This is a genomic window from Pseudomonas rustica (assembly GCF_018336155.1).
Classification (GTDB): Bacteria; Pseudomonadota; Gammaproteobacteria; order Pseudomonadales; family Pseudomonadaceae; genus Aquipseudomonas; species Aquipseudomonas rustica.
On sequence record NZ_JAGYHF010000003.1, the window covers coordinates 453605 to 467440 of the forward strand.

14 protein-coding genes and 1 tRNA gene are annotated in these 13836 nt (G+C 58.8%); 7 read left to right on the forward strand and 8 right to left on the reverse strand.

Annotation, left to right across the window (positions count from 1 at the left end):
* Nucleotides 1-96 precede the first annotated feature (96 nt).
* Nucleotides 97-1539: a mechanosensitive ion channel family protein gene (locus KFS80_RS07520; RefSeq protein WP_159812929.1), complete on the forward strand. Its 1443-nt coding sequence runs from the start codon at nt 97-99 to the stop codon at nt 1537-1539.
* A gap of 5 nt (nt 1540-1544) precedes the next feature.
* Here KFS80_RS07520 and KFS80_RS07525 read toward each other — a convergent pair whose 3' ends face one another.
* Entirely contained in the window at nt 1545-2126 is a 582-nt protein-coding gene (locus KFS80_RS07525) for a GNAT family N-acetyltransferase (RefSeq protein ID WP_212544396.1), read from the reverse strand.
* A gap of 129 nt (nt 2127-2255) precedes the next feature.
* On the opposite strand from KFS80_RS07525, the gene KFS80_RS07530 reads away from it, so the two are divergent.
* Complete coding sequence (locus tag KFS80_RS07530) at nt 2256-3050, forward strand: exodeoxyribonuclease III (RefSeq protein WP_212544397.1); 795 nt, start codon at nt 2256-2258, stop codon at nt 3048-3050.
* Between the two features lie 101 nt (nt 3051-3151).
* On the forward strand, nt 3152-3985 hold the full coding sequence (locus KFS80_RS07535) for an arylamine N-acetyltransferase family protein (protein WP_212544398.1): 834 nt from the start codon (nt 3152-3154) through the stop codon (nt 3983-3985).
* Here KFS80_RS07535 and KFS80_RS07540 read toward each other — a convergent pair.
* The gene (locus tag KFS80_RS07540; protein ID WP_053118891.1) at nt 3982-4302 is read right to left on the reverse strand and encodes a BrnA antitoxin family protein; all 321 of its coding nucleotides are present in this window, start codon (nt 4300-4302) and stop codon (nt 3982-3984) included. The two genes, KFS80_RS07535 and KFS80_RS07540, sit on opposite strands and share 4 nt — an antisense overlap.
* Nucleotides 4286-4591, reverse strand: a complete 306-nt coding sequence (locus KFS80_RS07545; RefSeq protein WP_212544399.1) for a BrnT family toxin — start codon at nt 4589-4591, stop codon at nt 4286-4288. Before KFS80_RS07545 ends, KFS80_RS07540 begins: the two co-directional genes overlap by 17 nt.
* A gap of 254 nt (nt 4592-4845) precedes the next feature.
* On the opposite strand from KFS80_RS07545, the gene KFS80_RS07550 reads away from it, so the two are divergent.
* On the forward strand, nt 4846-6369 hold the full coding sequence (locus KFS80_RS07550; RefSeq protein WP_212544400.1) for a nucleobase:cation symporter-2 family protein: 1524 nt from the start codon (nt 4846-4848) through the stop codon (nt 6367-6369).
* A 178-nt stretch (nt 6370-6547) separates the two neighbouring features.
* Here the strand turns inward: KFS80_RS07550 and KFS80_RS07555 are convergent.
* Nucleotides 6548-6623, reverse strand: a tRNA-Asn gene (locus KFS80_RS07555).
* A 10-nt stretch (nt 6624-6633) separates the two neighbouring features.
* Here KFS80_RS07555 and KFS80_RS07560 point away from each other — a divergent pair.
* The gene (locus KFS80_RS07560; RefSeq protein ID WP_212544444.1) at nt 6634-6855 is read left to right on the forward strand and encodes a hypothetical protein; all 222 of its coding nucleotides are present in this window, start codon (nt 6634-6636) and stop codon (nt 6853-6855) included.
* On the forward strand, nt 6852-7082 hold the full coding sequence (locus tag KFS80_RS07565) for a hypothetical protein (RefSeq protein WP_053118896.1): 231 nt from the start codon (nt 6852-6854) through the stop codon (nt 7080-7082). Before KFS80_RS07560 ends, KFS80_RS07565 begins: the two co-directional genes overlap by 4 nt.
* Here the strand turns inward: KFS80_RS07565 and KFS80_RS07570 are convergent.
* Both KFS80_RS07570 and KFS80_RS07575 read right to left on the reverse strand, forming a co-directional pair.
* Nucleotides 7079-7279 carry a hypothetical protein gene (locus KFS80_RS07570; RefSeq protein WP_212544401.1) on the reverse strand — a complete coding sequence of 67 codons (201 nt, stop codon included), beginning with the start codon at nt 7277-7279 and terminating at the stop codon, nt 7079-7081. The genes KFS80_RS07565 and KFS80_RS07570 overlap by 4 nt on opposite strands.
* A gap of 228 nt (nt 7280-7507) precedes the next feature.
* Nucleotides 7508-8704 (reverse strand): amino acid aminotransferase, encoded by a 1197-nt coding sequence (locus tag KFS80_RS07575; RefSeq protein WP_212544402.1) that lies wholly within the window; start codon nt 8702-8704, stop codon nt 7508-7510.
* A 337-nt stretch (nt 8705-9041) separates the two neighbouring features.
* Between KFS80_RS07575 and uvrB the strand changes: the two genes are divergently transcribed.
* Nucleotides 9042-11057: an excinuclease ABC subunit UvrB gene (uvrB, locus tag KFS80_RS07580; protein ID WP_008083013.1), complete on the forward strand. Its 2016-nt coding sequence runs from the start codon at nt 9042-9044 to the stop codon at nt 11055-11057.
* 65 nt (nt 11058-11122) lie between these two features.
* On the opposite strand, the gene KFS80_RS07585 is transcribed toward uvrB, so the two are convergent.
* Both KFS80_RS07585 and KFS80_RS07590 read right to left on the reverse strand, forming a co-directional pair.
* A complete protein-coding gene (locus KFS80_RS07585; RefSeq protein ID WP_218959207.1) occupies nt 11123-12673 on the reverse strand; it encodes an MDR family MFS transporter in 1551 nt (516 codons plus the stop codon).
* On the reverse strand, nt 12663-13712 hold the full coding sequence (locus tag KFS80_RS07590; RefSeq protein WP_159812937.1) for an HlyD family secretion protein: 1050 nt from the start codon (nt 13710-13712) through the stop codon (nt 12663-12665). The genes KFS80_RS07585 and KFS80_RS07590 overlap by 11 nt, the downstream gene beginning before the upstream one ends.
* Nucleotides 13713-13836 lie beyond the last annotated feature (124 nt).

A 13836-nucleotide genomic window follows, 5' to 3' on the forward strand; every position in this document is an offset into this window, starting at 1 on the left:
TTTTTTGCGGGTGTGTTCATGCTGTGAAATCAATTGCTCCTACACTCTCCCAATCTGTGCGATCTTCTCGCGATTGGCCCCCGTCGGAGTTGTTTGATGCTGTCTCTGCTGACCGAACACCCGTTGTTTTGCGCGTTGGTCCTGATCCTCCTTGATCTCGGTCTGTGGCGCCTGATCAGTTCCCGTGGCAGCGAGTGGAAACTGCTGGTGCGCGTGCTGATTTTTACCCTGTTCAGCATCTTGCTGTTCAACGAAGGCCTCAACCCGATGGAGCCCGCGCCGTGGGCCGACAACGTGCCGCTGCACCTGGCGGCGACCGGGTTGCAGATTGGCTGGTGGCTGTTCGGCGCGCGCACCCTGACGGTGTTGATCGGCGCGGTGATGATGCAACGGGTCGGCCACACCGGGCGGTTGTTGCAGGATTTGCTCGGTGCGGTGATTTTCCTTATCGCGATTATCGCGGCGCTGGCCTACGTGCTCGATCTGCCGGTCAAAGGCGTGCTGGCGACGTCCGGAGCGTTGGCGATCATCGTCGGTCTGGCCCTGCAGAGCACGCTCAGCGATGTGTTTTCCGGGATCGTCCTCAACACCACCAAGCCTTATCAACTGGATGACTGGATTTCCATCGACGGCACCGAAGGTCGGGTCACCGATATCGATTGGCGTGCCACGCGCCTGCAAACCAGTCAGGGCAGCATGGCGGTGATTCCCAACTCGCTGGCGGCCAAGGCGAAGATCATCAACTTCAGTCGGCCGAGCAATATGTTCGGCGTCGCGGTCAGCGTGCAGGTCAGCCCGCATGCGCGGCCCAGTTCAGTGATCGAATCGCTGGAGCGGGCGATGCAGGGCTGTCGGCAATTGCTCGACAACCCGGCGCCGAGTGTCGCGCTGAAAAGCTCCGGCAGCAGCGGCGCGGAATACGAGATCAGCGGTTTCGTCGCGTCGATGGGCGAGAAACGCGTGGTGCGCAATCAGCTGTTTGATCTGGCGTACCGGCACTTGCAGGCGTCCGGGGTCAATCTGCTGTCGAGCGATGAAAGCAGCGCGCCGAGCAACCTGTCGCGGCCACGGGCATTGCTCGACAGTTCGCCGATCTTCTCGACGCTGCGTCAGGAAGAGAAAGAAACCTTCAGCCAGAACATGACCCTGCAAAATTTCCGCACTGGCGAGACGATCCTGGAGGCGGGGGAGGTAAGCGATCACTTGTTCATCATCGAGTCGGGCGTGGTCACAGTGACGCTGACCCGCCACGGCACGCCGTTCGAGTCAGGGCGCATGGGCCCGGGCGAAGTGATCGGCGAGGCGGGCATCCTTTCCGATTCCTCGGTGCCGGCCAAGTTTGCCGCGAAAACCTTCTGCGCCCTGTATCGCATCGAAAAGACTTACCTGAAGCCGTGCCTCGACGCTCGCCACGACATCAGCGATGCGATGAAAACCTTGCTCGATTACCGCCTGCACAAGGCGCAATCGCTGACCGAGGAGGCGCCGGTGGTGGTGGCGAAAAAAGGCTTCCTGCAATGGCTGCGCAGTCGCGCCTGAATGTTTTATGCGTAGGCGGCGAGTTTCTGTTCCAGGTGCGCGCGCACTTGCGGCCATTCGTCGTCGATGATGCTGAAACGCACCGAGTTGCGTTTGCGCCCGTCCGGCATGATCCGTTCATGACGGACGATACCTTCCTGCTGCGCGCCGAGACGCAGGATCGCCTGGCGTGATTTCTGATTGTTCTCGTCGGTGGTGAACTGCACACGCACGCAATCGAGCACTTCGAAGGCGTGGCGCAGCATCAGGTATTTGGCTTCGGTGTTGACGAAGGATTTCTGCCAGCTCGCCGAGATCCAGCTGCTGCCGATTTCCAGCTTGCGATTGAGCGGATCGATCTTCCAGAAGCGTGTTGAGCCGATCACCTCGCCGGTGTCCTTCAAGACGATGACAAACGGCATCACCGTGCCGGCCTCTCGGCCGTCGAGGGCCTTTTTCAGATAGCTGTCGACGGTGCTGGCCGATGGCACGACGGTCACGGTGAGGTTCCACAATTCGCCGTCGGCAGCCGCATGGAGCAGGGCGGCGGCATCGGAATACTCAAGCGGGCGCAGAAGGATGCGCTGACCTTGCAGCGTGGTTGGCATGGGATTCAGGTCTCGGCAGAGCGGGCGAAGGGCGAGCGCCTATTACGCCGCAGCGGACGGATCCGATGCAACCGCTGCGATGTTCACGCGGTCACAATTTTCACAGCCCACGGGCAGGAGCCTCAGCCGATGAAAAACCTGCGGATCGCCACCTACAACGTCAACGGTTTACGCGCGCGTTTGCCGAACCTGCTGGATTGGCTCAAGCGCGAGCAACCAGACATCGCCTGCCTGCAAGAACTCAAATCGGTCGACACGGCATTCCCCGCCGCCGAACTGGAAGCCGCCGGTTATGGGGCGATCTGGCAAGGGCAGGCGGCGTGGAATGGTGTGGCGATTCTCGCCCTTGACGCGCAGCCGCTGGAGAGCCGTCGCGGTTTGCCCGGTGATCCCGACGACAAACACAGTCGCTACCTGGAAGCGGCGGTGCACGGCGTGCTCGTCGGTTGCCTGTACCTGCCTAACGGCAATCCGCAGCCGGGGCCGAAATTCGATTACAAACTGGCGTGGTTCGAACGGCTGATCCGCCACGCGAAAGACCTGCAAAGCAGCGATCACCCGGTGGTGCTGGCCGGTGATTACAACGTCGTGCCCACCGACATGGACATCTACAACACCCGCTCATGGCTCAAGGACGCTTTGCTGCAACCCGAAAGTCGCGAGTGTTATCAGCGCCTGCTCGATCAAGGCTGGACGGATTCGCTGCGGCATCTGTATCCCGAGGATCGCCTCTACACTTTCTGGGATTACTTCCGCCAACACTGGCAAACCAATTCCGGTTTGCGCATCGATCATCTGCTGCTTAATCCGGCATTGAGCCCGTATCTGCACGAGGCCGGCGTAGACGCGTGGGTGCGCAATGAACCGCACGCCAGTGACCATGCGCCAACGTGGATTCGCATCGGCTCACGTAAAAAGCGCTAGCAGGCGATTGGCGAAATCAATTGTCGAAATGAGTGGCTGATCCCGTATACATGGCGACCATCAACGCAGTGAACTGCGGCCCCATGCAAAAGGATTGAGCAATGAGCGAGCCACGCCTGACGAACCTGAAGCTGTACCTGCAACGTTTGGGTTTTGATGCACCGCCAGCGCCGACGCTGGAAAACTTGCGGCTGCTGCAATGGCGCCACACCGGGGTCTTTCCTTTCGAGAATCTGGCGACGATTACTGGCGCACCGGTGCTGATCGATCTGCCGTCCATTGAAGAAAAAATCCTGCTCGGCGGTCGCGGTGGCTGCTGCTATGAGCTGAATAATCTGTTCTTCACCCTGCTGCTTGAGCTGGGCTTCGACGCTCGCGCCATCAGCGGCCGTGTGGTGATGAATCAGCCGGAAGGCAGCTGGACGGCGCGCACGCACCGCTTGAGTCTGGTCACGCTGGACGGTGTGCGCTACATCACCGACGTCGGTTTCGGCGGCATGGTGCCGACCGCGCCGCTGCTTCTCGATACCGAGGCAGAACAAATCACCCCGCACGAACCCTATCGCATCGACAAACAAGCCGATGGCTACATGCTGCAAGCCAACGTCGCCGGCGAGTGGCGGCCGATGTATCTGTTCGACCTGCAACGCCAGGAAGACATCGATTTCACCATCGGCAACTGGTACGTCTCGGCCCATCCCGACTCTCCGTTTACCCAACGCCTGATGGCGGCGCGTACCGGTGATGGCTGGCGCAAAACCCTCAACAACGGCAGTTTCGCGCTTCATCGCATGGGCTCAAGCGGCGAGCGGCGCGAAATCACCGAGGTGACGGCATTGATCGAACTGCTGGTTCAGGAGTTCGACATTCACCTGCCGGACGTGCCGCATACACGGCATTCCCTCGAACGAATGATCGTACCGGCCAAAGCCTAAGGCTTGGCATCCGGTTCCAGCACCCGGCGAATTTCCCCGGCCGCTGCCGACAATTTTTTCTCAAGACTCTTGAGGTCGGCGGCGGTAATGCCTTTGCTGAATTGCAGCGGATCGTCCTGGTCGTGCTTTTCGGCATCGAGCAAGGCATGGCGCAGCGTGTTGTTGATCACCGTCTGATAACCAAACCCCTCGTTCTCCGCCACCGTGCGTGCGGCATCGATGACGGCATCGTCGAGCATGATGGTGATCCGGGTTTTGCCCTTGGCGGACGCCACAGCGCCGCGTTTGCCTTGGGAGAAGTCATATTCGTCTTTCATTGGTCAAGCCCTCCAGAAAATAGGCGCAACGCTCGCTCGGTGTGGCGACACGTGCAGAAATGATTCGAACGACATTCGGCTCGCGATAACTGTATGCGACGACCAGCAAGCGTCCCTTGGCGTCGAGACCGATCGTGATCCAGCGTTGTTCGTCGTGATCGTTGTCTTCAACGGTTATTGCTCGTTCGTCGTAAAAGACCGCTTCGGTCTCGGCGAGGCTGATGCCCCTGTGCTTGAGTTTGTTGGCTGCGTTCTTGCTTTTGTCGAACTGAATATCGATTAACTGCATTATGCATACTTTATATGTATAAAAAAGACTGCGACCGCACCGTCGGTCGCCATGAACACTTCAGCCTAGTGGGCGTTGGCGGAGATGCAGGCAGGGATGTGTTGCCGGATTTGTGGGCGTTGCGAGGCGCGGACTAGAAGCTTGGATGGCTACCTATCCATTTTGTGACTGGCAAGTTGTATACAACTCTATGGACATTTGTCCTGAGTATTGAATACAGTGTGCGCATAACAAAAACCAGGGAACCCCCCACCATGAAAACGCCCCATGTTTCACACCAACGGCCCGAGGACGAAAATCTCGGGGTCGGCGCGAATATGGCTTACGGCCTGCAACATGTTCTGACCATGTACGGCGGTATCGTTGCGGTGCCACTGATCATCGGCCAGGCGGCCGGCCTGTCGCCGGCAGACATTGGTTTGTTGATTGCTGCTTCATTGTTTGCGGGGGGGCTGGCGACGCTGCTGCAAACCCTGGGTCTACCGTTTTTTGGCTGTCAGTTGCCGCTGGTACAGGGCGTGTCGTTCTCCGGCGTGGCGACCATGGTCGCGATCGTCAGCAGTGGCGGGGAGGGCGGCTTCCAGTCGGTGCTTGGCGCCGTCATTGCGGCATCGCTGATCGGCTTGCTGATCACGCCGGTGTTCTCGCGCATCACCAAGTTCTTCCCGCCATTGGTCACCGGTATCGTGATCACCACCATCGGCTTGACGCTGATGCCGGTGGCCGCACGCTGGGCGATGGGCGGCAACAGCCACGCGCCGGACTTCGGCAGCATGCAAAACATCGGTCTGGCAGCAGTGACGCTGGTGCTGGTGTTGCTGCTGAGCAAGGTGGGCAGCTCAACCATCTCGCGTCTGTCGATCCTGTTGGCCATGGTGATCGGTACGATACTGGCGGTATTCCTCGGTATGGCTGACTTCTCCAACGTCACCACCGGGCCGATGTTCGGCTTCCCGACGCCGTTCCACTTCGGCATGCCGACGTTCCACTTTGCCGCGATTTTGTCGATGTGCATCGTGGTTATGGTGACACTGGTGGAAACCTCGGCGGACATCCTCGCCGTCGGTGAAATCATCGGCACCAAAGTCGATTCCAAACGCCTGGGCAATGGCCTGCGGGCAGACATGCTGTCGAGTATGTTTGCGCCGATTTTCGGTTCGTTCACCCAGAGCGCTTTTGCCCAGAACGTCGGCTTGGTCGCGGTCACCGGGATCAAGAGCCGTTATGTGGTGGCCACCGGCGGCGTATTCCTGGTGATCCTTGGCTTGCTGCCATTCATGGGTCGGGTTATCGCAGCGGTACCGACTTCGGTACTCGGCGGCGCCGGTATCGTGCTGTTCGGCACTGTGGCAGCGAGTGGTATTCGTACGCTGTCGAAGGTTGATTATCGCAACAACGTCAACCTGATCATCGTCGCCACCTCGATCGGTTTCGGCATGATCCCGATTGCCGCGCCGAACTTCTACGATCACTTCCCAAGCTGGTTTGCGACCATTTTCCACTCGGGCATCAGCTCGTCGGCGATCATGGCGATCCTGCTGAACCTGGCGTTCAACCATTTCACCACCGGCAACTCCGATCAACAGTCGGTGTTTGCGGCGGCGGAAGAGCGGACTCTGCGTTATCGCGATCTGGATGCGCTGCGCGAAGGCGATTATTTCAGCGACGGCAAACTGCATGATTGCGACGGCAATGAAGTGCCGGTGATCGAGCCGGATGATCACGACCACGGCCATGGCGTGCCGAAAGTGCAGGTGAAAAGCAGCGAGCATGTCTGACCGCTGTAGGTGAATGAAAAAGGGCCGATCTGTTAATCAGATCGGCCCTTTTTGTTTGAAGATCAAAAGATCGCAGCCTTCGGCAGCTCCTACAGAGATCGGTGTTCTGCGATCTTTTAATCTTTTCGGCTGCCCACAAAAAAGCCCCTGAATCTTTCAATTCAGGGGCTTTGCTATTTGGCTCCACAACCTGGACTCGAACCAGGGACCCAATGATTAACAGTCATTTGCTCTACCAACTGAGCTATTGCGGAATTGGTGCGTATGTTACTGATTCAAAAAGAGAAGTCAAGCGCCGATTGTGAAATTGAACGATTTGCCGGGATGAATGGTGGTTTGTCAGCGATTGGCGGTTACCAGATTCTCGCCAGAGGTCTACCATGGCCGCCCGGAAGTGGTAACACGCGCTACCGGCCATCCGCCGAAAAGGTACGCGCCATGCATCACATGATCTGTCAGTCCCGCAACAGCGAGGTGTTCGCATGAGCATCGCGCAAATCAGCCTGCCGAAAGGCGTCGGCCCTCACGCCGAAAAACTCCTCGATGCGATCACTCAGGCCGGCACCGCTGAAGAACTGAATCGCGCTGGCGGCAAAGCCGAAGGTTTTGTCCTCGGTCTGGAAAGCGCCAAGGCAATCAAGAGCCAGATCGCCGAATCGCTGTACGTCGTTTATGACGATGCCGCCAGTCAGCGCGCCACCGAATTGGCTTAACTGCCGAAGGTAATGGTGCCGAGCATCAGTTTGGCATAAGCCGCAGTGGCTGCCAATTGCACCAGCCACAGCACCAGACCGCCAAGAAACACCCCGGCCGCCACTTGCAGCACCAGGCTTTTTTCGCGTTTGGCCGAGGCGCGGGGGGTGAAATCATCCAGATCGTCACGGTCGGCGCGCAGGTTGTCGTTTTTCATTGGGTTTCTCGTAGAATTCGCAGGTTGACTCATAACCTGTAGGAGCAGAGCTTGCTCGCGAAGGCGTCTGGTCAGTCGCCATCATCACTGGCTGAACCACCGCTATCGCGAGCAAGCTTTGCTCCTACAATTTGGATTTGTGTGCAGTTTAGAGGGAATGTTGCATTCCTTCGGACAAATAAAAAACGGGAAGCCCCAAGGCTTCCCGTTTTTCATCACGCAGCGTTATCAGATGACCTGAACGATCGCGTCCGTCACAGCCTTGATGTTGCTCTGATTCAGCGCAGCCACGCAGATGCGACCGGTATCCAGTGCGTAAATGCCGAACTCGTTACGCAGGCGATGCACTTGTTCAGTGGTCAGGCCCGAGTAGGAGAACATGCCGCGCTGACGACCCACAAAGCTGAAGTCGCGGCCCGGGGCTTTCTCGGCAAGCAGGGCAACCATCTGCTCACGCATGCCGCGAATGCGCAGACGCATTTCAGCCAGTTCCGCTTCCCACTGCGCACGCAGTTCCGGGCTGTTCAACACGGCGGCGACGATGCTTGCACCGTGAGTCGGCGGGTTGGAGTAGTTGGTGCGGATCACGCGTTTGACTTGCGACAGCACGCGCGCGCTTTCTTCTTTCGATTCGCTGATGATCGACAGGGCGCCAACGCGCTCGCCGTACAGCGAGAACGACTTGGAGAACGAGCTCGAGACGAAGAAAGTCAGGCCGGATTCAGCGAACAGGCGCACAGCGGCGGCGTCTTCGTCGATACCGTCGCCAAAACCCTGGTACGCCATGTCGAGGAACGGCACGTGACCTTTGGCTTTAACCACTTCCAGCACGTTGTTCCAGTCCGCCGGGGTCAGGTCGACGCCGGTCGGGTTGTGGCAGCAAGCGTGGAGGATAACGATCGAGCCGTTCGGCAGGGCGTTGAGGTCTTCGAGCATGCCGGCACGGTTAACGTCGTGGGTGGCAGCGTCGTAGTAACGGTAGTTCTGCACCGGGAAACCGGCGGTTTCGAACAGCGCGCGGTGGTTTTCCCAGCTCGGGTCGCTGATCGCCACGACGGCGTTCGGCAGCAGTTGCTTGAGGAAGTCAGCACCGATTTTCAGGGCGCCAGTACCGCCGACGGCCTGAGTGGTGATGACGCGACCGGCGCTGATCAGCGGCGAGTCATTGCCGAACAGCAGTTTCTGCACGGCCTGGTCGTAGGCAGCGATGCCATCGATCGGCAGGTAACCGCGCGAAGTGTGTTGAGCGACGCGAATCGTCTCGGCTTCAATAACGGCGCGCAGAAGTGGAATTCGCCCCTCTTCGTTGCAGTAAACGCCAACGCCCAGGTTGACCTTGGTGGTCCGGGTATCGGCGTTGAATGCTTCGTTGAGGCCCAGGATTGGATCGCGGGGTGCCATTTCGACAGCGGAGAACAGGCTCATTATTACGGCGGCTCTGAATGGATAGTGGAGGGACGTGTGGCGCTCCAGCCGAATGCACTAGAGCGGTGCACAAACGGGGAGCTAGTATAGAGGCCATCTGCGAGCAATGGCGACAGGCGATTCGGCTTTTCAGGTAAGTTTTTGCGATTATTTCTTGACCGTTAGTCGATTGGCCGTGTCAGAGACTTTACCGGATGTAGGACGTTTGCCTTGAAAGCAGAGGCAATCGCCACCACATTGAGCACAATCCAGGTTTTTTCTTGCGCGACACCGGTCGTTTGCGGTTGTCCCCGTGGTGCTCCGCTTTGCGCGGAATGCCGCGATCCCAGAGGTGTATATGTCCGAATTCCAGCTCGTCACTCGCTTTGAGCCCGCCGGCGATCAGCCGGAAGCCATCCGCCAATTGGTCGAGGGCATCGAAGCCGGGCTGGCGCACCAGACGCTGCTCGGTGTGACCGGCTCGGGCAAGACCTTCAGCATCGCCAATGTCATCTCGCAGATTCAGCGCCCGACGCTGGTGCTGGCGCCGAACAAAACCCTCGCCGCGCAGTTGTACGGCGAGTTCAAGGCGTTCTTCCCGAACAACGCCGTTGAATACTTCGTTTCCTACTACGACTACTATCAGCCCGAAGCCTATGTGCCGTCGTCCGACACCTTCATCGAGAAGGATGCGTCGATCAACGACCACATCGAGCAGATGCGCCTGTCCGCGACCAAAGCGTTGCTGGAGCGAAAAGACGCGATCATCGTCACCACGGTGTCTTGCATCTACGGTCTCGGTAGCCCGGAAACCTATTTGAAAATGGTCTTGCACGTCGATCGCGGTGACAAGCTCGATCAGCGCGCATTGCTGCGCCGTTTGGCCGACCTGCAATACACCCGCAACGACATGGATTTCGCCCGCGCGACCTTCCGTGTGCGCGGCGACGTGATCGACATCTACCCGGCGGAATCCGATCTGGAAGCGATCCGCATCGAGTTGTTTGATGACGAAGTCGAAAGCATTTCCGCGTTCGATCCGCTGACCGGCGAAGTCATCCGCAAGATGCCGCGCTTCACGTTCTACCCGAAGAGCCACTATGTGACGCCTCGGGAAACCCTGCTCGACGCCATCGAACACATCAAAGTCGAGTTGCAGGAACGCCTCGAATACCTGCGCAGCAACAACAAACTGGTCGAGGCTCAGCGCCTTGAACAGCGCACCCGTTTCGACCTGGAGATGATCCTCGAGCTGGGTTACTGCAACGGCATCGAAAACTACTCGCGCTATCTGTCCGGGCGTCCGGCCGGTGCCGCGCCGCCAACCCTTTACGATTATCTGCCGGCGGATGCCTTGCTGGTGATCGACGAATCCCACGTCAGCGTGCCGCAGGTTGGCGCGATGTATAAGGGCGACCGTTCGCGTAAGGAAACCCTAGTCGAATATGGTTTCCGCCTACCGTCCGCACTGGATAACCGGCCGATGCGTTTCGATGAGTGGGAAGGGGTGAGCCCGCAGACCATTTTCGTTTCGGCGACGCCGGGCAACTACGAAGCCGAGCACGCCGGGCGCGTGGTCGAGCAACTGGTGCGTCCGACCGGGCTGGTCGATCCGCAGATTGAAGTGCGTCCGGCGCTGACGCAGGTCGACGATCTGCTATCGGAAATCTCCAAGCGCGTAGCGATCGAAGAGCGCGTGCTGGTCACTACGCTGACCAAACGCATGGCCGAAGACCTCACTGATTACCTTGCCGATCACGGCGTGCGCGTGCGTTATTTGCACTCGGACATCGACACCGTTGAGCGCGTCGAGATCATCCGCGACCTGCGCCTTGGTACGTTCGATGTGCTGGTCGGCATCAACCTTCTGCGTGAAGGTCTGGACATGCCGGAAGTGTCGCTGGTTGCGATTCTCGATGCGGACAAGGAAGGTTTCCTGCGTTCCGAGCGTTCGTTGATCCAGACCATTGGCCGCGCGGCGCGAAACCTCAATGGCCGGGCGATTCTCTATGCCGACCGCATGACCGGTTCGATGGAGCGGGCGATTGGTGAAACCGAACGTCGTCGCGATAAGCAGATCGCCTTCAACCTGGAAAATGGCATCACCCCGAAAGGCGTATTCAAGGACGTCGCCGACATCATGGAAGGCGCCACCGTGCCGGGCTCGCGCAGCAAGAAGCGCAAAGGCATGGCTAAGGCTGCCGAAGAAAACGCCAAGTACGAAGCCGAATTGCGTTCGCCGAGCGAGATCACCAAGCGTATTCGCGCGCTGGAAGAGAAGATGTATCAACTGGCGCGAGATCTGGAGTTTGAAGCGGCAGCGCAGATGCGCGATGAGATTGCCAAACTGCGCGAGCGGCTTTTGGCTGTTTGATCAATACGCCCTGACTTCAAACCTGTAGGAGCTGCCGAAGGCTGCTCCTACAGGATTGAGTCGGATCAGTGAGATTCGCCGGCCTTTAGCCCCGCCGGGAGCTTTTTGGTCAGTAGAATCGCCAACATACTGACCCCCAGCGCAATCCCGACAAAGTGAAACGCATCGTTGTAAGCCATGATCGCCGCCTGCTGATGGACGATCTCGCTCAACTTGCCCAGCGCCGCCGTGTCACTGCCAAACCGATCAGTCATCGACGCCAACCGCTCGGCCACCTGCGGATTGGTCGGCACTACCGCCTCGCGCAAATAATCGAAGTAGGTCTTGGTGCGCGCATCCAGCAGCGTCGCCAGCAAGGCAATGCCAATCGCACCGCCAAGGTTGCGCAGAATGTTGAACAGGCTCGATGCCGACCCCGCGTCCTGCGGCAGGATGTACGCCGTGGCAATCAGCGAAATCGTCACCATAATCAACGGCTGCCCCAGCGCCCGGACAATCTGAATCTGATTGAACTGCGGCCCGGCAAAATCCGGGTTGAGCACTCCCGATGAAAAACTCGCCAGACCAAACAGTCCAAAGCCCAACGTGCACAGCCATTTCGGCGAAATGATCTTCATCAGCTTCGGCACCAGCGGAATCAGAAACAGCTGCGGCACGCCCATCCACATGATCACTTCGCCGATCTGCAGGGCGTTGTAGTTCTGGATCTGCGCCAGGTACAGCGGCAACAGATAAATCGAGCCGTACAACCCGACACCCATTCCCAGGCTGGAAATACTCGATAAACCGAAATTGCGATTACCCAGAATGCCAAGGTTGATCAGCGGATTGGGTTTGGAAATCTGCACGATGACAAAGGTGATCAGACTCACCAGCGCAATACTGCCCAGCGTCACGATCAGGCTCGATTCCAGCCAGTCCTTGCGATGGCCTTCCTCGAGAAAAACCTGCAAGCAACCGAGGCCGATGCCCAGCGTGAGGATGCCGGTGTAATCGGTGCTTTTGAGCAATTCCCAGTGCGCTTCTTTCTTTTCCAGCCCATACATCAACCCGGCGATCATGATCAGGCCCGGCGGGATGTTGATATAGAAGATGTATTCCCAGCCCCAGTTTTCCGTGAGCCAGCCGCCCAGCGTCGGGCCGATTGACGGCGCAAACGTCGCGGTCATGGCGAACATCGCCATGCCTTTGGCGCGGTGGTGTTCGGGGAGTTTGATCAGGGTCAGGGTGAACGCCAGCGGGATCAGCGCGCCGCCGGTGAAGCCTTGCATGGCGCGAAAGACGATCATGCTCTCCAGGCTCCAGGCCATCGAGCACAGCAGCGATGAAACCAGAAAGCCCAGCGACACCCAAACCGCCAGTCGTCGCGCCGACAGCAACTGCACCAGCCACGCGGTCAGCGGAATCATGATGATTTCCGCGACCAGATAGGAGGTGGAAATCCACGAACCTTCTTCCAGCGTCGCCGACAGCGCGCCCTGAATATCCTTGAGCGAAGAGTTGGTGATCTGGATGTCGAGCACCGCCATAAAGGCGCCGAGCATTACGCTCATCACCGCGATCCAATCGCGCCGGGTCGGTTCGCCGACCGGGCGGATCAGCGAATCACCGGCCATCTTCAGGGGCGTCTTTGATGTTCACAGTCGCGGTGACTGACATGCCCGGACGGATTTTGCCGTGCAGCGGGTTATCGGCTTTGAAGGTCAGTTTCACCGGAATCCGTTGCACGACTTTGGTGAAGTTGCCGGTGGCGTTGTCCGGTGGCAACAGGCTGAACTGCGCGCCGGACGCCGCGAACAGGCTCTCGACCCGCGCTTCGATCGGCGTGTCGCCGTATGCATCGAAGGTCAGCTCGGCTTTTTGACCGGGCTGCATATGGCCGATCTGGGTTTCCTTGAAGTTGGCCTGCACCCAGATGTCTTCGTCCGGAACGATCGACAGCAGATAGGCGCCGGCCTGCACCACTTGACCGTTGCGCGCGGCACGCTGGCCAACGAGGCCGCTGATCGGCGCGTGGATTTCGCTGCGGGTCAGGTTGAGTTCGGCTTGCGCGATATCGGCGTGGGCGTTGGCGATCTGTGCGTCGAGGCGTTTGATTTCAGCGTTCAGGGCGTTGACCTGCTGGCGCTGACCTTGCGCGTCAGCCTGTGCTTTAGCCACTTGCGAGCGAGCAATGTGGGCGTCGGCGGAGAGGGTGGTCACGCGTTCTTCGGACACGTAGCCGGGTTTGCGCAGGGTTTCGGCGCGCGACAAATCCATCTGCGAGCGGCCAAGCGTGGCTTGTGTTGTCGCTACTTGCGCATCGCTGGCGGCGATCAGGCTCGATTGCTGGGTCAATTTGCTTTGCGCTTGCAGGCGTTCGGCTTCGCGGGTGGCGAGGGCGGCATTGGCGCGGTCTACCGCGAGGCGAAAATCATTCGGTTCGAGGCGTACCAGCAACTGGCCTTTTTCGACGTGCTGATTGTCCTGCACCAGCACTTCGTCGATGCGCGCGCCCAATTGGCTCGACACACGAGTGATCTCGCCCTGGACATAGGCGTTGTCGGTGCTTTCATAAAAGCGTCCCTTGAAGAACCAGTGGGCGAAGAAGCCCCCGGCAATCAGCAGGACGAGCAGCAGGAAAATAAACAGGCGACGCTTGAGTTGGGCAGGCATGGGGCAAACTGTAGTCGAGGAATTGTAAGGAAAGTTATCAGCAGGCAAATTTGGCATACAGCCGATAAACGGTAAATGCCATCTGTTGATATTCCGCCATTCATCACGGCTTACGGGCCTTACA